20 protein-coding genes and 1 pseudogene are annotated in these 21,636 nt (G+C 72.8%); 4 read left to right on the forward strand and 17 right to left on the reverse strand.

From position 1 onward, the window contains the following. Positions 1-346: 346 nt before the first annotated feature. The 9 genes from sigJ to AB0881_RS21295 all read right to left on the reverse strand — a co-directional run bounded on the left by sigJ (position 347) and on the right by AB0881_RS21295 (position 9,475). Positions 347-1,234 (reverse strand): RNA polymerase sigma factor SigJ, encoded by an 888-nt coding sequence (gene sigJ, locus AB0881_RS21255; RefSeq protein ID WP_366619040.1) that lies wholly within the window; start codon positions 1,232-1,234, stop codon positions 347-349. A 105-nt stretch (positions 1,235-1,339) separates the two neighbouring features. Further along, the gene (locus AB0881_RS21260) at positions 1,340-2,173 is read right to left on the reverse strand and encodes an aldo/keto reductase (protein ID WP_366619042.1); all 834 of its coding nucleotides are present in this window, start codon (positions 2,171-2,173) and stop codon (positions 1,340-1,342) included. Positions 2,174-2,208: 35 nt separating this feature from the next. Further along, positions 2,209-4,440: a PQQ-binding-like beta-propeller repeat protein gene (locus AB0881_RS21265; RefSeq protein ID WP_366619044.1), complete on the reverse strand. Its 2,232-nt coding sequence runs from the start codon at positions 4,438-4,440 to the stop codon at positions 2,209-2,211. A gap of 60 nt (positions 4,441-4,500) precedes the next feature. Then, entirely contained in the window at positions 4,501-5,412 is a 912-nt protein-coding gene (locus AB0881_RS21270; RefSeq protein WP_366619046.1) for a lysophospholipid acyltransferase family protein, read from the reverse strand. Beyond that, on the reverse strand, positions 5,409-6,422 hold the full coding sequence (locus AB0881_RS21275; protein WP_366619047.1) for an NAD-dependent epimerase/dehydratase family protein: 1,014 nt from the start codon (positions 6,420-6,422) through the stop codon (positions 5,409-5,411). The genes AB0881_RS21270 and AB0881_RS21275 overlap by 4 nt, the downstream gene beginning before the upstream one ends. 47 nt (positions 6,423-6,469) lie before the next feature. Then, a complete protein-coding gene (locus tag AB0881_RS21280; RefSeq protein WP_018654693.1) occupies positions 6,470-6,568 on the reverse strand; it encodes an AURKAIP1/COX24 domain-containing protein in 99 nt (32 codons plus the stop codon). Positions 6,569-6,928: 360 nt separating this feature from the next. Further along, positions 6,929-7,132 (reverse strand): helix-turn-helix domain-containing protein, encoded by a 204-nt coding sequence (locus AB0881_RS21285; RefSeq protein ID WP_030163775.1) that lies wholly within the window; start codon positions 7,130-7,132, stop codon positions 6,929-6,931. 349 nt (positions 7,133-7,481) lie between these two features. After that, positions 7,482-8,306: a phosphatase gene (locus AB0881_RS21290; protein WP_366619052.1), complete on the reverse strand. Its 825-nt coding sequence runs from the start codon at positions 8,304-8,306 to the stop codon at positions 7,482-7,484. Next, positions 8,306-9,475: an acetoin utilization protein AcuC gene (locus tag AB0881_RS21295; protein ID WP_366619204.1), complete on the reverse strand. Its 1,170-nt coding sequence runs from the start codon at positions 9,473-9,475 to the stop codon at positions 8,306-8,308. The genes AB0881_RS21290 and AB0881_RS21295 overlap by 1 nt, the downstream gene beginning before the upstream one ends. Before the next feature lie 298 nt (positions 9,476-9,773). On the opposite strand from AB0881_RS21295, the gene AB0881_RS21300 reads away from it, so the two are divergent. After that, on the forward strand, positions 9,774-10,907 hold the full coding sequence (locus AB0881_RS21300; RefSeq protein ID WP_366619054.1) for an alpha/beta hydrolase: 1,134 nt from the start codon (positions 9,774-9,776) through the stop codon (positions 10,905-10,907). A gap of 95 nt (positions 10,908-11,002) precedes the next feature. Here the strand turns inward: AB0881_RS21300 and AB0881_RS21305 are convergent, their stop codons facing one another. The 8 genes and pseudogenes from AB0881_RS21305 to AB0881_RS21340 form a co-directional block, all read right to left on the reverse strand. Next, complete coding sequence (locus AB0881_RS21305) at positions 11,003-11,443, reverse strand: hypothetical protein (RefSeq protein ID WP_366619055.1); 441 nt, start codon at positions 11,441-11,443, stop codon at positions 11,003-11,005. A gap of 80 nt (positions 11,444-11,523) precedes the next feature. After that, positions 11,524-12,327 (reverse strand): annotated as a pseudogene (proC, locus tag AB0881_RS21310) (pyrroline-5-carboxylate reductase); the annotation flags it as partial. Positions 12,328-12,376: 49 nt separating this feature from the next. Next, positions 12,377-13,297, reverse strand: a complete 921-nt coding sequence (locus tag AB0881_RS21315) for a proline dehydrogenase family protein (RefSeq protein ID WP_366619205.1) — start codon at positions 13,295-13,297, stop codon at positions 12,377-12,379. A 61-nt stretch (positions 13,298-13,358) separates the two neighbouring features. Continuing rightward, positions 13,359-14,564 carry an LCP family protein gene (locus AB0881_RS21320; RefSeq protein WP_366619056.1) on the reverse strand — a complete coding sequence of 402 codons (1,206 nt, stop codon included), beginning with the start codon at positions 14,562-14,564 and terminating at the stop codon, positions 13,359-13,361. A gap of 77 nt (positions 14,565-14,641) precedes the next feature. Then, positions 14,642-15,400 carry an ABC transporter permease gene (locus AB0881_RS21325; protein ID WP_366619058.1) on the reverse strand — a complete coding sequence of 253 codons (759 nt, stop codon included), beginning with the start codon at positions 15,398-15,400 and terminating at the stop codon, positions 14,642-14,644. Then, entirely contained in the window at positions 15,397-16,149 is a 753-nt protein-coding gene (locus AB0881_RS21330; RefSeq protein WP_366619060.1) for an ABC transporter ATP-binding protein, read from the reverse strand. Before AB0881_RS21330 ends, AB0881_RS21325 begins: the two co-directional genes overlap by 4 nt. Before the next feature lie 111 nt (positions 16,150-16,260). Next, positions 16,261-16,854: a TetR family transcriptional regulator gene (locus AB0881_RS21335; RefSeq protein ID WP_366619062.1), complete on the reverse strand. Its 594-nt coding sequence runs from the start codon at positions 16,852-16,854 to the stop codon at positions 16,261-16,263. Between the two features lie 13 nt (positions 16,855-16,867). Next, on the reverse strand, positions 16,868-17,764 hold the full coding sequence (locus AB0881_RS21340; protein WP_366619064.1) for a sugar phosphate isomerase/epimerase: 897 nt from the start codon (positions 17,762-17,764) through the stop codon (positions 16,868-16,870). A gap of 189 nt (positions 17,765-17,953) precedes the next feature. Between AB0881_RS21340 and AB0881_RS21345 the strand changes: the two genes are divergently transcribed. The 3 genes from AB0881_RS21345 (at position 17,954) to AB0881_RS21355 (ending at position 21,540) form a co-directional block, all read left to right on the forward strand. After that, the gene (locus tag AB0881_RS21345; RefSeq protein WP_366619066.1) at positions 17,954-18,652 is read left to right on the forward strand and encodes a class I SAM-dependent methyltransferase; all 699 of its coding nucleotides are present in this window, start codon (positions 17,954-17,956) and stop codon (positions 18,650-18,652) included. A 136-nt stretch (positions 18,653-18,788) separates the two neighbouring features. Continuing rightward, positions 18,789-19,862, forward strand: coding sequence for an alpha/beta hydrolase (locus tag AB0881_RS21350; RefSeq protein WP_366619068.1), 1,074 nt, complete (start codon positions 18,789-18,791; stop codon positions 19,860-19,862). A 103-nt stretch (positions 19,863-19,965) separates the two neighbouring features. Continuing rightward, positions 19,966-21,540, forward strand: coding sequence for an AAA family ATPase (locus AB0881_RS21355; RefSeq protein WP_366619070.1), 1,575 nt, complete (start codon positions 19,966-19,968; stop codon positions 21,538-21,540). The last annotated feature ends 96 nt before the right edge of the window (positions 21,541-21,636 follow it).

Here is a 21,636-nt window from a genome sequence, read left to right on the forward strand (position 1 = left end):
CCGCAGATGCACCAGCCCGACCGTGCTCCGCGCGACCGCCCCGTTCCCGACGATCTTGAACATCGCGGCGGCGGCATCACCGAGCTCGGGCACCAGCCGCTGCGGGTCGGAGAAGCGGGAGGTGCCGGCGTCGTCCAGAGTCGCGTTCATGGAAATGTCCCTTCGGTGTGCGGGCTTTTTCGCGCCCGCCTGATCGGCTCGTTCATTGCACTGACGACCCCGATCGGGGGAAGGTGACCGGCCGGAGCGGATTTCTTCGGAATCTTTTTCGCGCGTACGGCCCAGAACATGCGACGGCCCCCTTTCCGGTGGCCGGAGCCGTCGGAAAGGGGGCCGGAAGAGGGGATCAGTCCGCGGCGGAGCCGAGGTCGAGCCGGGCCAGCCGCTCGGGGTCGGCCAGGATGTCGATGGCGGCGATGCGGCCGCCCGCGACGGTGAAGCTCATGACCGAGAACGGCTTCCCGTCGATGGTGTTCACCAGGCCGGCCACGCCGTTGACCAGGGCGGGGCTCGTGGTGGCCGCGGTGGCCATGCGCTGGAACGTGGCGGCCTGCCCGGCCACGGCCTCGGCGCCGCGGAGGACCCGCAGCCCGCCGGCGAGCACGCCGCCGTCCGCGCGCAGCACGACGTCCGGGTCGAGCAGGGCCAGCAGTCCGTCGAAGTCGCCCCCGCGGGCGGCGGTCAGGAAGGCGTCCACCACCCGGCGCTGGCCCGCCGGGTCCGGGTCCGGCGGCGGGCTCGCGCCGCGGACCCGCTGCCGCGCCCGGCTGGCCAGCTTCTTGGCCGTCGCGGGCGTGCGGTCGACGATCGGCGCGATCTCCTCGAACGGCAGCCCGAACATGTCGTGCAGCACGAACGCCAGCCGTTCCGCCGGGGTGAGCGACTCCAGCACCACCAGCAGCGCCAGCCCGACCGAGTCGGCCATCAGCGCCTGCTGCTCGGGGTCGCCCTGGCCCTCCCGGCTGACGACCGGATCGGGCAGCCGCTCCTCCAGAGACTCCTCGCCCCGGCGCCTGCGCGCCCGGAGCATGTCCAGGCAGACCCGCCCGACCACGGTGGTCAGCCACCCGCCGAGGTTGTCGATCTCCCGGTCGTCGGACCGGGCCAGCCGCAGCCAGGCCTCCTGGATCGCGTCGTCGGCCTCGGCCAGCGAACCGAGCATGCGGTACGCGACCGCCTTGAGATGAGGACGGTGCTCCTCGAACCGGACGGCCAGAAAATCGGATGAATCCATGGTCACAGACCCCTCACAGACGACGTCGCAGCCATGACGAACCGGGCCCCGCGAAGGTGACCGCGCCACCGCCTGGATGTGTCGTTCCTCGCGCCACCCGCCCGCCTATGCCTTTTCGGCGAGACCGTCGAGACGTGCGCGGTGGTCCTGGGAGAGCTCCAGGCCGGCGGCGGCGACGTTTTCCTCTAGGTGGGCCAGGTTGGCGGTGCCCGGGATCGGGAGCATCACCGGGGAGTGGTCCAGGAGCCAGGCGAGCACGAGCTGGGTGGGGGTGGCGTCCAGTTCGGACGCCATGGTGGCGATCTCGGACTGTTCGCCTGACTTGCCCCAGGCAACGGGGCGCCAGGGGAGGAACGCGATGCCCGCGTCCTCGCAGGCCTTCAGTACGGGCTCGTGTTCGCGGTCCAGGAGGTTGTAGCGGTTCTGGACGCTGGCGACGTCGATGATCTCGCGGGCGCGGGCGAGTTCATCGACGGTGATCTCGGACAGGCCGATGTGGCCGATCTTGCCTGCGGCCTGGATCTCGCCGAGGGCCCCGAGTTGGTCGGCGAGGGGAACGGCCGGGTCGATGCGGTGGAGCTGGACCAGGCCGATGCGGTCCACGCGGAGGCGGCGGAGGGCGCTGTCGACCTGGGTGCGCAGCGCGGCCGGGCGGGCGTTCTGCGCCCACTCGCCGCCGGGGTTGTCGATGCCGACCTTGGTGGTGACCAGGAGGTCGTCCGGGTACGGGTGCAGGGCCTCGGCGAGGATCTCCTCGTTGGCGCCCCAGCCGTACATGTAGGCGGTGTCGATCAGCGTGACGCCCAGTTCGACGGCGCGGCGGGCGATCGCGACGGCGTTCTCGCGGGCGGGCGCGGGTTCGGCGGGCAGGTGCATGGCGCCGAAGCCGAGCCGCCGTACGGAGAGGTCTCCGCCGATCTTGAACGTCGTCGAGGTCATGGCGGCAACGCTAACCGATCTTGCCCGGGGTGCGGTCAGGAGCCGGCGCCGGTCGCGGCCTCGATCGCGGTGAGCCGTCCCTCCCGGACGGTGTAGAGGACGCCGGCCGCCAGCACGGCGTGATCGACGGCGGTCTCCCTGCGCCAGATCTGCCTGCCGGTCCGCAGATCGAGGACGGTCAGGTAGTCGTCCTCCAGCAGGTTCAGGAAGTTGGACTCCGACGATCTGATGGCCACCACGTGGCGGTCGGCGGCCAGGACCTTCGGGCGGGGCTCGCGTTCCCAATCCCACAGCGGCCTCCTGGCGGCGAGGTCGTGGGCCTCGACGCCGATCAGCTTGTTCTCGGTGAGCGCGATGTCGCCCGTCGGGAACGGCAGCCGCCCGCCGACGGTCCAGGTCCCGCCGACGGTCCACGACCCTTGCCAGAGCCGGGCCCCGTCCTTCTTGGCCAGGGCCAGGGTGCTCGCCTTGTGGGTGACGAGCAGGGCCGAGGAGGTGAAGGTCACGATCCCGACCAGGCCGTCCAGGGGCACCGACCAGCGCTGCTCGCCGGTGCCGGCGGCGAATGCGCGAATGTGGCGCGAGCTCTGCTGGACGTCGGTCAACGGTTCGTCGAGGACGAAGGCGGTGGTGTCGTCGGCCGCCAGAAGGCGCAGGGACCGGTCCGAGCGGACGGACTCCGTCCAGACGCGCCCCGACTCGCCGTCGACGCTGGTCAGCCGCCTGGAGGTCTGCACGTACGCCCGGCCGCCCGTCACGGTCGGGCAGCCGTCCCCGTCCACGGAACGCGACCAGAGCGTGCGTCCGGACGCCGGGTCGATCCCGCGCAGCCGTTCCTCCTGCTGGGTGTCGCCCTTGCCGTACCCGTAGGCGGCGATGATCGATCCACCCGCGAGCCGGTCGGGCGGGCATGACCAGCGGTCGTCCGCCTTCTGCCAGCGTTGCGCGCCGGTGACCGCGTCGCCGGCGTGAACGGCTCCGTCGCGGTAGAGCAGCAGCGTCGAGCCGACCACCCCCAGCACCTCACCGCCGTACCTCCAGCGCACCCGGCCGGTCAGCGCGTCGTAGGCGGTGTCGCGGCCGTAGACGAGCCCGTTGGCCACCAGCGGCCTGGTCACCCCGACCTCGGCGGACCAGGGCCGGAAACCGGCGGGGGCGCGCGCGTTCCCCGGGCGGCCGTTCTCGTCGCCGGACCGCGGCACGCACTGGACGGCGAAGGTCGTGATCAGGCCCAGGGCGAGCAGGGAGAGGACGGCCGTCCTGACCGCGCGGGCCCACCGGCCGGGTGGCACCGGCGGAGGCGGCCGCCGACGCTGCTGCGGGATCGGGGGCGACCGGGGCGGATCGTCCGATGGCGCGGGCGCGGGACGCGTTTCAGCGGCGGGTGGGGACGGCGATGGTTCCGGGGCGTACTCCTCGATCATCGTGTCGTGCGGTGCGCCGAGCCAGCCGTGCCCGCCGGGCAGCGCGGGGCCGACCAGCGCCAGGATCTCCCGCGGTGACGGGCGCTCGCCGGGGTCCTTGGCCATGCAGCGGGAGACCAGGTCGCGCAGCCGGGGCGGTACGGGGCCCATGTCGGGGGTGTCGTGGACGACGCGGTACAGCACCACGGCCGGGCTGCCGGTGCCGAACGGAGGGCGTCCGGTCGCGGCGAAGTAGAGGGTGGCCCCCAGGGAGAACACGTCGCTCACCGGCCCCAGCGGCTCACCGTCCCCGTCGGCGGCCTGCTCGGGCGACATGTAGCCCGGCGTGCCGACGATGCCCGCCGTAATCCGGCTGTGCTCCAGGGTGTGCACAATGCCGAAGTCGATGACGCGGGGACCGTCGGCGGCCAGCAGCACGTTCGAGGGCTTGAGGTCGCGGTGCACCAGCCCGGCGGCGTGCACCGCCAGCAGGGCCTCGGCCAGGCCGGCGGCGAGGGCGAGCGACGCCTCCACCGGCAACGGCCCGTGCCGCCGCACCGCGGCGGACAGGCTCGGGCCGGGCACGTAGGCGGTGGCCAGCCACGGCGGCTCGGCGTCCGGATCGGCGGCCACCACCGGAGCGGTGAACAAGCCGCTCACCGCCTTGGCCGCCTCCACCTCCCGGCGGAACCGGGCGCGGAACCGGGGATCGTCGGCCCGTACGGACAGGATCGTCTTGAGCGCGAGCAGCCGGCCGCTGAGCGAGCGGGCCAGGTAGACCCGCCCCATGCCGCCCGCGCCCAGCCTGGCGACCAGCCGGTACGAGCCGATCGCGTCGGGATCGCTCTCGGCCAGCGGCTCCATGGGGAACACACTTCCGGAATCCGGGCGATCACGGCAAGCGCGATTCCCCGGCGGCGCGGCTCAGAAGAAGGCGGGGCCGCGGCGGAGGAGGGTGTCGTACAGCATCTGCTGGACGGTCTCGCGGACGTGGTCGGTGATGTCGAAGACGGTCATGGGGTCTTCGGCGGAGGCGGCGTCGTACTCCTCCAGCGGCATCGGCTCACCGAACTGGATCATCCACTTGGACGGCAGCGGCAGCAGGCCGGCCGGGCCGAGCAGGGGCCAGGTGGGGGTGACGGGGAAGTACGGGAGGCCCAGCAGCCGGGCGAGGGGGCGCAGGTCGGCGATCTTGGGGTAGATCTCCTCGGCGCCGACGATGGCGCACGGGATGATCGGGACGTTGGAGCGCAGCGCGGTGCCGACGAAGCCGCCGCGGCCGAAGCGCTGGAGGCGGTACCGCTCGCTGAACGGCTTCCCGACGCCCTTGAAGCCCTCCGGGAAGACGCCGACGAGCTCGCCCTTGTCGAGGAGGCGGCCGGCGTCGGCGTGGCAGGCGAGGGTGTGGCCGGCCTTGCGGGACAGGTGGCCCAGCAGCGGGACCTGATAGATCAGGTCGGCGCCGAGGAGGCGCAGGTCGCGGTGCGCGTGGTCGTGCGTGGCGACCGTCAGCATGATGCCGTCGAGCGGGAGGGTGCCGGAGTGGTTCGCGACGATCAGGGCGCCGCCCTCGGCGGGGATGTTCTCCAGGCCGGACAGCTCGACGCGGAACCAGTGCTCGTAGAACGCGCGGGCCAGCGGCAGCAGGACCGAGTCGTTGAACTCGGTGTCGAAGCCGAACTCGTCGACCTCGTACTCGCCCGCGATGCGGCGCCGCAGGAACGCCAGGCCGGACGCCAGCCTGCGTTCGAACCCGGACGGCTCGGGGGCGGGCCGCGCCGTCTTCAGGGGGATGACGCGCGCGCCCTCGTCGTACTCCTCCCGCGCGTTCATCATGTGCCCCTCCGACCGATCAGCCGTTCGATGATCCGGAGGGGGACTCCGCGGTCCGGCACCTGGGCCGAGAGGAAGTCCGCGAACGCCGCCTCCGTCGTGTACTTGGGCCGCCAGGACAGCTCCCCGACGAGCCGGCCGGTGTCCAGCACGCGGCCGTACGTCAGCCAGCGCAGCAGTTCCGGCGAGAAGCCCGACATACCCGCGAAACGGCGGCCCATGTCTCCGGCGACGGAGATGGAGGGGGACGGCAGCGGGACGTACGAGCGGCCCGCCCGGCGCAGCGCCTGCGAGAGCAGCAGGACGCCGTCGCCCGCGACGTTGAACGTGCCGGGGTGGTCCTCGACCGTCATCCGGCGCAGCACCTCGACCCCGTCGTCCTCATGGACGAACTGCAGCCGGGGGTCGAACCCCAGCACCGTCGGGACGACGGGCATCCGCAGGTAGCGGGTCAGCGGGGAGTCGACCCCCGGCCCCAGGAAGTTGGCGAACCGCAGCACCGAGACCGTCAGGTCGGAGCGGCGCCGGCACAGCCCGCGGACGAAGCCCTCGACCTCGCACGCGTCCTTGGCGTACCCGGACGTGGGCGGCTCGACGGGCTCGTCGTCCTCCCCGAACACCGCCGGGTCCATCGGCGAGGACCCGTACACGGCGGCCGAGGAGCGCACGACGAGCTTGCGCGTGTCCGGCGACCGCTGGCAGGCAGCGAGAAGCTGCATGGTGCCGATGACGTTGAATTCCTTCACCTTCGACCGCGGTACCGACGGCGACGTCACCAGGTTCAGGTGGACGACCGTGTCGACCTCGGCGGAGGAGATGACCTTCGCGATGCTCGGCGTGCGGATGTCGACGCGCACGAACTCGGTGCGGCCGAGCGGCGTCGTGGGTGGGACCGTGTCCACGCCGATGACCCGTTCGATGCCCGGGTCGGCCTGCAGGGTGTTGGCGACCCGGGCCCCCAGGAAACGGGACACGCCCGTGACGAGGACGACACGGGCCGCAGCGGAGGGCATGGAAGACACTGTGCGCCCCACCCCTTACGGCTGAGTGGCCGGTGTGTTTACTTCTTGTTGCGCCGCTGGATGCGCGTCTTCTTCAGCAGCTTGCGGTGCTTCTTCTTGGCCATCCGCTTGCGGCGCTTTTTGATGACAGAGCCCACGGGACCTCGCTCGGCGTATCGGGTGTCGACAGGAGTCGGCCGTGCGGCTCTTCATGAACGCGCACGGGCCGGGGCCCCAGCGTACCGCTGCATTGGTCGCGGTCAGGCCCCCGGCCGCCGCTAAGGCGCGCGCCGCCTCCCGGACGGCGCCCTTTCCGGTGCCCAGGGTGCCGCGGACATCGGAGATGCCCCCGGCTCCCCGGACACCGCGAACGGCCGCAAGACGGCCGCCGACCGGTCCTCGTCCTCTCTCGTTCCCCAGCTCCCCGCGCGGATCGCGTGCTCCGCGCGGACGCCCCCTGCACGGCCGGACGCCGAGTGTCGCGGCGAGGTCATGGGTCATGGCCCCGCAGTACCCCGTTATCCGGCTTCGATGAACGCTTCGCGCAGATAGTCGTGAACGGCCTGCTCGGGTACCCGGAACGAACGGCCCACGCGGATCGCGGGCAGTTCGCCTGAGTGGACGAGGCGATAGACGGTCATCTTGGACACCCGCATCACCGCCGCCACTTCGGCCACGGTCAGGAACCTGACCTCACTCAGAGGTCGCTCGCCTGAGCTCATCGGACGCCCTCTTCCACACGTGCCGCGCACCGGCCCTTTGGGTGACTTTGATCACGCACGTGTACTTCCCCCAGCGTAAATCGTGTATCGGTAGTCGCAAGAGGGGAGTTCCACCCATTTGCGTATCCCGACCTGTCTGAAGGGCCACAGTGTGCTTTCGACGGGAACCCGCCGTACGGGCACGCAGCGTGGGGCTTGACGGTACGTGGCGTAGCGCGACGACCGGTTGTCAACCCAGATCAGGCGATGACCTGCGACTCAGGCGTCGCCAGGGGCTTCGCGAGCACACGGCGGCCACGGTACGGACGTTCCATAACATTCAGTGACAGACCGGGACAAACCTCTGCGCTCAGCCGAGACCGGCCCGGCTGAGCAGGTAGGCCGTCATCGGTCCGTAGTGGTGCGGCGATATCCCGTCGTCCAGCGGGACCACCACGTCGATCTTGCCCTCCGCGGCGCCCGCGAACAGGGCGGGGTCGTTACAGTCCGCGAATCCGACGGTGTCGATCCCGGCCTGGCCGGCCGCCCCGGCCCAGCCGTGGTCCGCGATGGCCAGATCCGGCCAATCTGTTGATTCGGCTGCGAGCTCGCGGAGCATCGCCTCCATCGGGAAGGGGTCGTGGGTGTGGTGCGTGCGCCCCTCCTCCCCCTCCAGCATCGCCACGCCCTCGGGCGCGTACACGATCCACCGCCGCTCGGTGTCGTGGTAGCCGGTGTCGACCTCGTACGCCCAGCCCGCCGCCGGGGTGAGGATCGGGCAGCCCGCGGCGCGCAGCGCGGCGGCGACCGCCTGGTAGACGGGGGTCAGCGTGGCCGGATGCCCGGTGGCGAGCACGACCTTCTCCCGCGCGCGCGCCGCGCGGCCGATGCGGTCGCCCATCGCCTCCAGCATGTCGATGGTGATGTCGGGGTCGATGGTGTCGTCGCCGTACAGGTGCATCGGGTCGGGGTCGACGCCGCAGCGCTCGACCATCATCGACAGCACCTCGCGCTCCGTCCAGGAGGGCTTGAGGTCCAGGCCGAACTGGTAGTACGGGTTCCGCGCCGCCATCCGCCTGTAGTGCAGGAGGTTGTTCTGGCGGGGCGTGGCCACGTCGCCGGCGATCATCGTGCGGACCAGCTGCTCGCGCAGCTCCTCGCGGGTGGGGACCGCCGCCGCGGCGTCCGGCGCCATCAGAGGTCCATCATCGGGTCGAGGCCGTGCTCCGGGAACACCGCCCGCCGGGTCGCCAGCACCGCCTGGTCGACCGGGTTGTCCGGGTCGAAGCCGCTCTCCCACGTCATGACCTCCACCACGCTCCTGCCATCGGTCATCCGGCGCGGTGCGATCTCCTCGGTCCGCCGCCGTACGAACTCGCGCCACTCCTCCGGGCACGGTGTCTCCGGGTCGATCGGGGCGCCCGCCGCCTCGGCCAGCAGGTGCGTCCAGGCCCGCGGGACCACCTGGACGAGCTCGTAGCCGCCCCCGCCGGTGACCAGCCACTTCCCGCCCGCGTGGCGGTGCGCGAGGCGGTGCAGCCAGGAGTAGGCGGTGCGCTGGCCGTCCAGGGTCAGGATCAGGTGCGCGAGCGGGTCGAGGGCGTGCGCGTCGCAGCCGTGCTGGCTGACCAGCACCTGCGGCCGGAACGCCTCCAGCACCCGCGGCACCACCGCGTCGAACGCGCGCAGCCAGGCCGCGTCGCCGGTGCCGGGCGGCAGCGCCACGTTCACGGCGGTGCCCTCGGCGCCGGGCCCGCCGGTCTCGTTGGGGAAGCCGGTCCCCGGGAACAGCGTGCGCGGTGTCTCGTGCAGGCTGACCGTCAGCACCCGCGGGTCGTCGTAGAAGGCCGCCTGGACGCCGTCGCCGTGGTGGACGTCGATGTCGACGTACGCGACGCGCTCGGCGCCGTTCTCCAGGAGCCAGGCGATCGCGACGGCCGGGTCGTTGTAGACGCAGAAGCCGCTGGCCGCGTCGCGGAGCGCGTGGTGCAGGCCGCCGGAGATGTTGGCGGCGTGCTCGGCCTCGCCCGTCCAGACCGCCCGGGCGCCGGCCACCGAGGCCCCCGCCACCAGCGCGGACGCGTCGTGCATGCCCAGGAAGACCGGGTTGTCGGTGTTGCCGAGGCCGTACCGCTGCTCCGGCAGGCCCGTCGCCCCGGCGTGCTTCACGGCCGCGATGTACGCCTCGCCGTGCACCAGCCCGAGCAGGCCGTCGCCGGCCGCCTCGAACTTCTCGACCCGGACGTTGGGGCGCTCCAGGAGGCCGTACTCGCGGGCCAGGGCCATGGTCAGCTCGACCCGTACCGGGTTCATGGGGTGGCCGGGGCCGAAATCGTAGGAGATGAGCCGGTCGTCCCACAGGATCTGCAGCCCGCAGTCCTCGAACGACGCGGGCGATGGGGGACTGCTCATGGGGCTCACGCTACCGTCCCCGCCCAGGTGGTGGCCGTGTCCTGGATCACATCATCTGATACGCGGACATACCGGCCGGACCCGGCCGGAGCCCCGTGCCGTCCGCCGAACCGCCCCGTTACGAAGTTGTCAGGTGAACTACCGGCAAAAAACGGGCATCCATGAAATACGCACGAAACATTGCGAGCCTCGGAACACAGGGGGGTCGATGGAAGCGCATCACCCGGTCGCCCGCTCGGCGGAAGTGGTCATGCCCCTGCCGAGGAGCGCGGAACCGGATCCGGCCGGCGGCGGCCACGGAACCGGCCACGGAGCCGGCCCTGGAACCGGCCATGAAACCGGCTACGACGCCGCGTTCGACGGGATGCCGAGCGTCCGGAGCCGGATGGTCGCGGGAGCGATCCGGATGGGGATGCGGCCGTTCGTCCACCGCGTGCCGGGGCACGCGCGCGGCATCCGCACGGCGCGCTCCACGGTCGACGCGGCCTCGCTGCTGCTGCGCCCGAACCAGCGGGTCAAGGTCCGGCAGGTGATCGACCCGCGGGTCGAGTCGGGCCGCAGGCGGCGCTCCGTCCGCGGCGAGTGGATCGTGACGCGCGACGCCGAGGACGGCGGGAACGCCGAGAACGCCGGGAGTGGCGGGAGCGCCGCGTCCGCCGGGCCGCGCGGCGCCGTGCTCTACCTGCACGGCGGCGGGTACGTGTTCTGCTCGCCCCGCACGCACCGCTCGATCACCGCGCGGCTGGCGCTGGACACGGGCCTGCCGGTCTTCGCGCCCCGCTACCGGCTGGCGCCCGAGCACTGCTTCCCGGCGCCGCTGGAGGACGCCCTGGACGCCTACCGCTGGCTGCTGGACCGCGGCGTCCCGGCCGCCGGCATCGTGATCGCGGGCGACTCGGCGGGCGGCCACCTGGCGGCATCGCTGACCGCCGAGATCTGCCGGACCGGCCTGCCCCGCCCGGCCGGGACCGTGCTGTTCTCCCCCTGGGTCGATCTGACCTGCGAACTCTCCATCCAGGCGCAGCGGCGCGCCCGCGACCCGTACATCAGCGCCCGCTCGGCGCGCCGGGTCGCCCGCCTCGTAGTGGGGCCGGCCGGATTCGACGACCCGCGGCTGGCCCTGCTCGCCTGCCCCTGGACGGACACGCCCCCGTTCCTCATCCAGGTCGGCGGGGCCGAGGTGCTGCGCCCGGAGGCCGAGGAACTGGCCCGGGCCCTGAACGACGCGGGCGCGGACTGCGAACTACAGGTATGGAAGGGCCAGATGCACGTCTTCCAGATCCTGAACCGCGTCCTGCCGGAGGCCGATGCCGCGATGCGCGAGACGAGCCGCTTCATCCGTTCCGCGGTGGCCGCCGATCCCGCCGGCACCGAGGCGGCCTGAGTCCTTCCGGCCCGCGGACTTGAGGCATCTCCGCACGGTCGCCTGGCCCTGAGCCGTGGCCGTGCGGAGCTGCCTCGCCAACCCGGCGCCCGCTCTCAGGTGCGCTGCCGCTGTACGGGCCCTTCCTCGGACGGGGTGCCGTCCGTGCGCCCGCGGCCCGCCGTGAGCATGCCGGCCACGGCGGCGAGGGCCGCGACGGCCTCGCCGATCGAGCTGATCGTCTTCTCGGCGTACCAGGCGGGGTCGTACATGTCGGGGATCGGGCCGAGCGTCCCGAGATCGACCATGTAGTAGAGGATCACGGCGCCGAACGCGCTGGCCGCGACCAGGAACGCGATCGCGTACGTCCACCGGCGCGCCCACGCCAGCACGAGCAGCCCGGCCAGCGCCGCCACGACGGCCTGGGCGCGGAACAGCACGTCGCCGGTGACGGCGCCGCCCTCGCCCACGAAGGCCATGTCGGGCGCGAAGGTCCAGTGGATGTAGGCGTCGGCGGCCAGGCCGGCGAACACGAGCACGCGGAGCAGGAGTCCCATACCTACATCACGGTCATAACGCACGATTCGGATCAACCGTTCTCAGTCGTGATCATTTGGGCGACCGTACCACCCGCGGATCAGCCGCCGGCCAACTCCCGGCCCCGGTTGCGGGCCGCCTCGATCGCCTCCAGCACGGCGGCGCGCACGCCGTGCCGCTCCAGCTCGCGGATCGCCGCGATCGTCGTCCCGCCGGGCGAGGTGACCGCCTCGCGCAGCATCACCGGGTGCTCGCCCGAGTCGCGCAGCATCACCGCCGCGCCCACCGCCGACTGGACCACCATCTCCAGCGCGGCCGCCCGCGGCATCCCCAGCAGGATGCCCGCGTCGACCATCGCCTCGACCAGGTAGTAGAAGTACGCCGGGCCGCTGCCCGACAGCGCCGTCGCGCCGTCCTGGAGCGACTCCGGCAGCCGCAGCACCTTCCCGACCGGCGACAGCAGCTCCTCGGCCAGCTTCAGATGCTCCTCGCCGGCGTGCGAGCCCGCCGAGATCACGCTCATCGCCTCGTCCACGTGCACCGGCGTGTTCGACATGACCCGCACGACCGGGACGCCGTCCGGCAGCCGCTCCTCGACGAAGCCCGTGGTGATCCCCGCCGCCATCGAGACGACCAGCGTCCCCGGCCGCACCCGCTGCCCGACCTCGGCCAGCAGCACGCCCATGTCCTGCGGCTTGACCGCCAGGATCAGCGTGTCCGCGGTCGCCGCGGCCTCCTCGTTGCGGACGATCTCGATGCCGTACCGCTCGCGCAGCAGCGTCCCGTGCTCCTCGCGGCGCACGGTGGCCTTCAGCTCCGACGGGTGGCGCCCGGCCCGCAGCACGCCGGACAGCAGCGCCTCGCCCATCTTGCCGGCGCCCAGAATCGCGATCATTCGTACACCTTGACGTGGGGATCCATCGACGCCGCCAGCCTAGCGGCAGGGCCCGCCGTCAGGACTTGGTGGCCACCGAGCGCATGAAGAAGCCGAGGTTGCGGGGGCGTTCGGCCATGCGGCGCATGAAGTAGCCGTACCACTCGTCGCCGTACGCGACGTACACCCGCATCCGCGCCCCCTGCGCGGCCAGCCGCCGCTGCTCCTGGGGGCGGATGCCGTACAGCATCTGGTACTCGAAGCTGTCGGTGCCGCGGTCGTTGAGCACCGCGAGCGCGCCCGCGATGTCGACCAGGCGCGGATCGTGCGTGGCGAGCATCGGGTAGCCCTTGCCTGCCATCAGGACCTTCATGCACCGCACGTACGACTTGTCGATGTCGGTGCGGCCGGTGAACGCCACCGACTCCGGCGCCGCGTACGCGCCCTTGCACAGCCGCACGCGCGATCCCTCGTACGCCAGCTCGGCGCAGTGCTCCTCGGCGCGCCGCAGGTACGCCTGGACGACCGCGCCCGTGTCGGGGAAGTCGCGGCGCAGCTCGTGCAGGATCCGCAGCGTCGAGTCGACCCGCTCGTGCTCCTCCATGTCGATCGTGACCGTGGTGCTCGCCGAGCGCGCGGCCGTGCAGACGCGGCGGGCGTTCTCCAGCGTGAGGTCCTCGTCGAGCGCCTGGCCGATCGCGGTGAGCTTCAGCGACACCTCCGCCCGCGGGCCGAGGCCGGACTCCGCGATGCGCTCCAGCAGCTCGACGTAGTGCTTGACGGTCGCGCCCGCCTGCCCGGCGTCCTGGACGTCCTCGCCGAGCACGTCCAGGCTGACCAGCAGCCCCTCGGCGGCGAGGTCGCCGGTGACCCGCATCGCGTCGTCGATCGTCTCGCCCGCGATGAAGCGGCGGACGACGTCGCGGGTCAGGGGGGCGGTCTCCATGAGCTTGCGTGCGCCGCCGCTGCGCGAGGCGGCCAGCAGGGCCTGACGAAGCACTTCCATCCCCTTCTCCGTACGGGACGGCTCCGTCCCGCTTCTTCAGGTTATGCCCCGGAGATTAGGAAACGGTGCCGACCTTGTTCGTGCCGCCGTACTGCTGGACGTACTTGTCGACCTCGGCGGTCTTCACGGCCTCGAACAGCGCCGCCGACTTCGCCTTGTCGAGCAGCACCACGCTCTGCCGCCCGCGCTGGGCGCTGCCCCGGTTGGGCGTGGTCAGGAACTGCACGTCCCCGGGCCGCACGCCGCGCAGGCTGAGCGCGAGCGAGCGCAGCTTGCCGGCGCTGACCGAGTCGTCCACGCTGATCGACTTGGTGAACGCCGACAGGAACCGGTCCAGCTTCAGCGGGTTGCTGACGGTGCCGCCGTCGGCGGCCTTCTGCGCCAGCGCGCGCAGGAACGCCTGCTGGCGCTTGATCCGGTCGAAGTCGCCGTTCGGCAGGTTGTAGCGCTGCCGGACGAACAGCAGCGCCTTCTCGCCGTCCAGCTTCTGCCGGCCGGCCTCCCAGCGCACCTTGTTGGCGGTGTCGTACACGCTCTTGTCGATGTTGACCTCGACGCCGCCGAGCGCGTCGGTCATCGACTTGAAGCCGTTGAAGTCGATCGCCCCGAAGTGGTCGATCCGGATGCCGGTCAGGTTCTCCACCGTCTCGATCAGCAGCGGCGGGCCGCCGAACGAGAACGCCGCGTTGATCTTCTGCGGCCCGTACCCGGGGATCTGCACCCAGGAGTCCCGGGGGAACGAGACCACGTACGCCTTGCTGCGGTCGGCCGGCAGGTGCAGCAGCATGATCGTGTCGGACCGCTGGCCGCCCGGCTTCCAGACCCGCGCGCCCTCGCCGGTGGTGCCGACCTCGGCACGGGTGTCGGAGCCGACCAGCAGCCAGTTCTGGGTGCCGGAGCTGTTGGGGCCGGGCCGCTTGCCGGTCGGCATCGCGCTGGGCAGCCGGTCGATGTTGCCGTTGTACGACGACTGGCGCTGCCACAGCAGGCCCGCCGTGCCCACCACGATGAGCAGCAGGAACACGCCCACCGCGGCCAGGACCCGCGGCCACCGCCGCTTGCGCGGCCGCGCGCCGCCGGGCCCGTCCGGGCCGCCGGGGCCACCGGGCCCGCCGTCCCCGAAGAGCGCGTCCGGGCCGTCCGGGCCGGAGGCGAAGAGGCCCTGCGGCTTCCGGCCGGCGTCGGCGGTTCCGGCTCCCGGGCCGCCCGCGCCCGGCGCGGCGCTGGCCTCGTGGGGACCCTGCGGCTCATGGGGACTCATGCCGCGCGACATTATCAGCCGGAAACCGCGGACCCCGCCGTTATTCGGCCAGTCATCAGCAAGGGGACGGTCACGACTCAGCCGGTGCGGCGGCGCAGCGTGGCGGCCCCCAGCAGCAGCGAGAGCAGCACGCAGCCGGCGATGACCGCGACGTCCCGGGCGAGCGCGCCGCCGAACTCCGCCTCGGCGGTCACCCGCCGCATCGCGTCCATCGCGTACGACAGCGGCAGCACGTTCGAGATCGCCTCCAGCCAGCCGGCCATCTTCTCGCGCGGCACGAGCAGCCCGCACAGCAGCAGCTGGGGCAGCACGAACGCGGGCATGAACTGCACCGCCTGGAACTCGGTCCGGGCGAACGCGCTGGCCAGCAGCCCGAGCGCCACGCCGAGCAGCGCGTTCAGGAGCGCCACCAGCAGCAGCGACCAGACCGAGCCGGTCAGGTCGAGGTCCAGCCAGGTGAGGGAGACGCCGAGCGCCACCCCGACCTGGACGAGCGCGAGCAGGCCGAACGCGAGCGCGTAGCCGAGCAGCAGGTCGAGCTTGCCCATCGGCAGCGTCATCAGGCGTTCCAGCGTGCCGCTGGTGCGCTCGCGCAGGGTCCCGACGCTGGTGACCACGAACATGATCACGAACGGGAACAGCCCGAGCAGCATCGGCCCGATCCGGTCGAACGCGCCGGGCCCGTCGAAGACGTACCGCAGCAGGATCATCAGCAGCGTCGGCACCCCGACCATGAGCCCGATGGTGCGGTGGTCGTGGCGCAGCTGGCGGAGGATGCGGCGGGTCGTGGCAAGGGTGATGGAGGGCGAGATGGAGAGGGGGATCGAGCGGCTCATGCCGGGCTCCCGGCGGTCTCGGCGATCAGGTGCAGGAAGGCCGCCTCCAGGTCGCGCTCGCCGGTACGGGCGCGCAGCGCCTCGGGCGAGCCGTCGGCGAGGATCCGGCCCTCGCGCATCAGCAGCAGCCGGTCGGTGCGGCCCGCCTCGTCCATGACGTGGCTGGACACCAGCAGCGTGGTGCCCCGGTCGGCCAGCTCCCGGAACAGCTCCCACAGCTCCTGGCGCAGCACCGGGTCCAGGCCCACGGTGGGCTCGTCCAGGACGAGCAGCTCGGGCGCGCCGAGGAGGGCGGCGGCGAGGTTGGCGCGGCTGAACTGGCCGCCGGACAGCGTGCCGACGAGCTGGTCGCGGGCGCGGCCGAGGCCGACCTCGCCGATCACCCGGTCGGCGTCGGAGCGGGGCGCGCCGAGCACGGCGGCGAAGTAGCGCGTGTTCTCGCGGACGGTGAGGTCCGCGTACAGGGCGGGCGACTGGGTGGCGTACCCGACGCGGCGGCGCAGCCCCGCCGAGCCGGCCGGCTCCCCCAGCACGGTCACCTCGCCGCCCTTGACGATCTGCACGCCCACCACGCACCGCATCAGCGTGGTCTTGCCGCAGCCGCTCGGCCCCAGCAGGCCGACGACCGAACCGCGCGGCACCGCGAAGTCCAGCCCGTGCAGGACGGGACGGCCGCCGCGCTCGACCCGGAGGTCGCGGACCGCGACCGCCGGGTCCGGGCCGGCGCGGCCGGATCCAGTAGAACTCATCATGTGTTGAATTTAGGTCGGCGGGGGGCCGGGGTCAAGGGCCCGCGGCGACTTCCCGGGCATGCGGAAAGGGCGCCCGGCCGGCGGCCGGACGCCCTCAGGCGGAGTGGATCAGCCCAGGTAGTGCTGGACGGCCGGCGACAGCAGCTCGACCAGCTCCTCGGACGACGCGGAGGCGATCGGCTCGACCCTCAGCACGTACCGGAAGATCATGACGCCGACCATCTGGCCGGCGGCGGCGTTGAGCCGCAGCATCGGGATCCCGTGCGTCTCGGCCGCGCGGCCGAACAGCGCCGACGTCACGAACTGGCGCATCATCGTGGCGGCCTGCTCGTTCGTCATCGCCGAACGCAGCATCGCGAGGATGGGCGCGCGCCGGTCCGCGTCCTCCCAGACGCTCAGGAAGACCCGGACCATCGTCTCCCCCAGCCGGTCCCGCGGCGTCGCCATGATCTTGGGCACCAGCTCGGACGGGTCCACCGGGAAGCGCATCGCCGCGACGAACACGCCCTCCTTGTTGCCGAAGAAGTGGTGCACCAGGGCCGGATCGACCCCGGCGGTACGGGCGATGGCGCGCAGCGAGGCGCCGTCGTACCCCTTCGCGGCGAACAGCTCGCGGGCCGCCGCGAGGATCGCCTCGCGGGTCTCGGTCGGCCCCGGCCGGCGGCCCGGGCCGCGCCCGCTGCCCCGCGCGGTCTCGGTCACGGCGCCGTCCCGCTCACAGCAGGCCCCGCGGCGAGACCTCACCGCCCGGCGTGACCTCCCAGGCCCGCGGTACGGCGCCCTCGGCGGCGGCCAGGTGCAGGCGGGCGAAGGCCAGCGCCTCGGCGAGGTCCTCCATCCGCTCCGCCCGGCTGGCGGCGCGGCGGGTGTTGACCTCCAGGCAGATGTGGCCGCGGTAGCCGTTCTCGGCCAGCCGCTCCAGCATCGGCCCGCACGGCTGGTTGCCCCGGCCGGGCACCAGGTGCTCGTCCTTGTTGGTGATCCCGACGCCGTCGGCCAGGTGCACGTGCCGCAGCCGGTCGCCGAGCGCCCCGGCCATGCCGAGCGCGTCGGAGCCGGACACGGCCGTGTGGGACAGGTCGAGCGTCACGAACGGGTAGTCCTGGTCGACCGGGTTCCAGTCGGGCAGGTACATGCCGGCCTCGGCGCCGCGCGCCTTGAGCGGGAACATGTTCTCCACCGCGAACAGGACGTCGGTCTCCTCCTGCATGCGGGCCAGGCCCTCGACGAACTCCCGGGCGTACTCGCGCTGCCAGCGGAACGGCGGATGGACGACCACGACGTCCGCGCCCAGCTCCTCGGCGACGTCCTTGGATTTCACGAGCTTGCCCCAGGGCTCGCGGCCCCAGACCCGCTGAGTGAGCAGCAGGCAGGGCGCGTGGATCGACTTGATCGGGACCTGGTGGTAGTCGGACAGGCGCCGCAGCACGTTCAGGTCCTGCGAGGAGGCGTCGGTCGAGACCATGACCTCGACGCCGTCGTACCCGAGCAGCGCGGCGATCTCGAAGGCGCTCGGCACCTTCTCCGGATAGACCGACGCCGTGGACAGCGTGACCGGCGCGTCCGGGACCCGGACGGCCGGGGCTGCGGCGCCGTTGTGCTGCGGGGTCAAGGCTCCCTCGCCAAAGTGATCGGCTCAGCGGACTTCATCGCGGGCTCCGTTGGGCAGGGCCTTCCGGCACCCTGCCCCGCCCGGCGGGGCGCACGCAACGGAAAGCCTATGCGCCCGGAGGCCCGGTGAAACCCGCGGGCGGCACGGATCCTGATTTCTTGCCCGCGGCCTTGACTACCCTGGGTCTCCGTGGCCGAGATCGCACCCGGGGCCGTACCGAGCCCGAACATCTGGAACTCGCCGCGCGTGTACGAGATCGAGAACCGGGCCGTCGACCCGGACGGGACGCTCGACTCGGCGATGCGCGCGATCCGCCCGTGGACCGGGGCGACGGTGCTCGACCTGGGCTGCGGAACGGGCTTCCACCTGCCGTTCTTCGCCCGCGAGGCGGCCCGGGTGGTCGGGGTCGAGCCGCATTCGGGGCTCGCCGCCGCGGCCCGGCACCGCGTCCGCGACGTCCCGAACGTCACCGTCCGGGTGGGGGCGGCGCAGGCGCTGCCGCTTCCGGACGCCTCGATCGACGTCGTGCACGTCCGCTGGGCCTACTTCTTCGGGCCCGGCTGCGAGCCCGGGCTGGCCGAGCTCGACCGGGTCGTCCGGCGCGGCGGCACGATCTTCATCATCGACAACGACGCCACCCGGTCCACGTTCGGCGGCTGGTTCCGGCGCGGCCTGCCCTCGTACGATCCGGGCGCCGTCGAGCGGTTCTGGGCGCGGCACGGGTTCCAGCGCGAGGCCCTGACGATCCGCTGGTCGTTCGGGAACCGCGCCGACCTGGCCGCCGTGCTGAACATCGAGTTCCCGCCCGAGCTGGCCGAGGCCGCGCTGCGCGAGCACGAGGGCACCGAGGTCGACTACGCCGTCAACCTCTGGTGGCGCCACCGCTGACGTTCCCGCGAGCGGTTCCGGCGGGGGCGGCGCGTGCCTTTTCTGGGTGATTGACCGAGAATGGTCCGCCACCGACATCCCGGACGCCTCGGGGCATCGCCGCGGGCGTACCGGCCGGAAGAGGAGGGCCACCAGCATGGGCCATGCCGCCAGGACGAGCCGTACCATCCTCACCGCCGGCCTCACCGCCACCGCGCTCGGCGCGGGCGCGGCCGGCGCCGGGCTGGCCGTGCAGCGGCGCGCCGTCCGGCGGCTCCAGCTGCGCCCCGACCCGTTCGCGGGCGAGCCGTTCGGCACGCTGCGCGGGCGTCCCGTACCGGTGCAGGCGAGCGACGGCACCCGCTTGTACGCCGAGGTCGACGGCGCGGACCGCACCGACCTGGCGGTCGTCTTCTGCCACGGCTGGACGCTCACCCAGGACTCCTGGCACTTCCAGCGCAAGGCGCTGCGCGGCCTCGGCCGGCTCGTCTTCTGGGACCAGCGCGGGCACGGCCGCTCCCAGGGCGGCGAGCGCGCCGGGTACGCGCTGGACCGGCTGGCCGCCGACCTCGCCGCGGTGATCGACCAGACCGTTCCGGCGGAGACGCCGGTGGTGCTGGTCGGGCACTCGATGGGCGGCATGACGATCATGCGGTACGCCGACGAGAACCCGGAGCTGATCGGCCGCAAGGTGCTCGCCGCCGGGCTGCTGTGCACGTCCTCCGGCGGGCTCGGGCAGGTCACGCTGGGGCTCCCGGCCGCGATGGCGCGCCTCACCCAGCGGGTCCTGCCGCGCGCGCTGCGGGCCGCGGGCGCCGGCTCCCCCGCCATCGAGAAGGTGCGCCACCTGGGCCGTACGGGCTCGATGCTGATGGAGGACATGGTCGCGTTCGGTCCCGAGGCCGGCCCGCACGCGGTCGCGTTCGCCGAGCAGATGATGGCCGACACCCGGATGGACGCGTTCCTCGGCTTCCTGCACTCGATGGTCACGACCGAGGTGATCAGCGACTGCACCGCCCTCGGCGCGGCCGACACGCTGGTCATCGGGGCCGAGCGGGACCTGCTCACCCCGGTCGCGCACAGCCTCAAGATCTCCGAGTGCGTGCCGTCCGGCCGGCTGGAGATCGTTCCGGCCGCCGGGCACATGGCCATGATGGAGCGCCCCGGCATCGTCTCCGACCACCTCGGCGACCTGATCGAACGCGCCCGCAAGGCGATCCCGGCGGCCTGACCCGTCACGTACGGTCAGCACCGCGCCCGTCCGGCCCGGCGGGCAAAAGTAAGCAACGTCACATCCCGGGAGACTGTCGGGGGCGGCCTCTACGCTTCGACGCATGGCGAAGGCGAAGACGGCGAAGCCGACCTACCGCTGCACCGAGTGCGGCTGGCAGACCTCCAAATGGGTCGGGCGCTGCGGCGAGTGCCAGGTCTGGGGCTCGGTCTCCGAGGCCGGCTCGGCCACCCCGGCCCGGGTCGTGGCGGCCGGCCCGGTCAGCTCCCCGGCGCGGCCGATCGGGCAGGTCGACGTCCGCTCCTCGCAGACCAGGCCGACCGGGCTGGACGAGCTCGACCGCGTGCTGGGCGGCGGGATGGTGCCGGGCGCCGTCGTCCTGCTGGCCGGCGAGCCCGGCATCGGCAAGTCCACGCTGCTGCTGGAGGTCGCCGCCCTCGCCTCCACCCCGCACGGGGCCGCGCCGCCCGACGCCGCCGCGGCGGCCAACGGGAACGGCGCCGCGCCCTCGGAAGGCCGCGGCTCCGGGGTGCCCTCCCCGAACGGCGACGGTCCCGCGCGCGCCCGCGGCGCCTCGGCGGGTGGCGCCGCGAGCGGCGACGGCGCGGCGGGCGGGCGGCGGCCGGTGCTCTACATCACCGGGGAGGAGTCGGCCGAGCAGGTCCGGCTGCGGGCCGACCGGGTCGGGGCGATCACCGACGACCTCTACCTGGCCGCCGAGACCGAACTGTCGGCCGTGCTCGGGCATGTCGAGGACGTCGAGCCCGTCCTGATGGTGGTCGACTCCATCCAGACGATCGGCACGTCCGAGGCCGACGGCGCGCCCGGCGGGGTGACGCAGATCCGCGAGGTCGCCGCCAACCTCATCCGGGTGGCCAAGGAGCGCGGCATCACCGTCGTCCTGGTCGGGCACGTCACCAAGGAGGGCGCGATCGCCGGGCCGCGGCTGCTGGAGCACCTGGTCGACGTCGTCCTCTACTTCGAAGGCGACCGGCACAGCCGGCTGCGGATGATCCGCGCCGTGAAGAACCGCTACGGCCCCACCGACGAGCTGGGCTGCTTCGACCTGTCCGAGGTCGGCATCGTGGGGCTGCCCGACCCCAGCGGGCTGTTCCTGACCCGCCGCGAGGAGCCCGTCCCCGGCACGTGCGTGACCGTGACGCTGGAGGGCCGCCGCCCGCTGGTCGCCGAGGTCCAGGCGCTGGTCGCCAAGTCGCACCTGCCGTCGCCCCGGCGCGCCTCGTCCGGCCTCGACACCTCCCGCGTCGCGATGGTGCTGGCCGTGCTGGCGCAGCGGTGCAAGATCTCCATGCACGAGCAGGACGTGTACGTCTCCACCGTCGGCGGCGTCCGGCTGTCGGAGACCTCCGTGGACCTCGCGCTGGCCCTGGCCGTGGCCGGGTCGACGGTGGAGCAGTCGCTGTCGAGCAGCCTGATCGCGCTGGGCGAGGTCGGGCTGGCGGGCGAGGTGCGGATCGTCCCGGGCGTGCAGCGCCGGCTGGCCGAGGCGACCCGGCTCGGGTTCAAGTACGCCGTCGTGCCGCGCGGTTCGCTGGAGCTGGGCGACGGCTCGCCGCTCAAGCGCGCCGACCCGCAGCTGAGCAGCTACGAAGGGATGAAAGTGATGGAAGTGGACAGTTTGAGTCAGGCGCTCCAGGTGGCCTTTACGGCCCCCTAACAGGCGTCCCGGCAGACTCTCGCGTCACACGGCTCACGCTTATGGCCAGGTGGGGAACCCGCGAAGGGCAGCCTCTCGGTAAACTGACGCCGTCCA

Origin of the sequence: Spirillospora sp. NPDC029432 (assembly GCF_040703975.1) — a bacterium.
Taxonomy (GTDB): Bacteria; Actinomycetota; Actinomycetes; order Streptosporangiales; family Streptosporangiaceae; genus Spirillospora.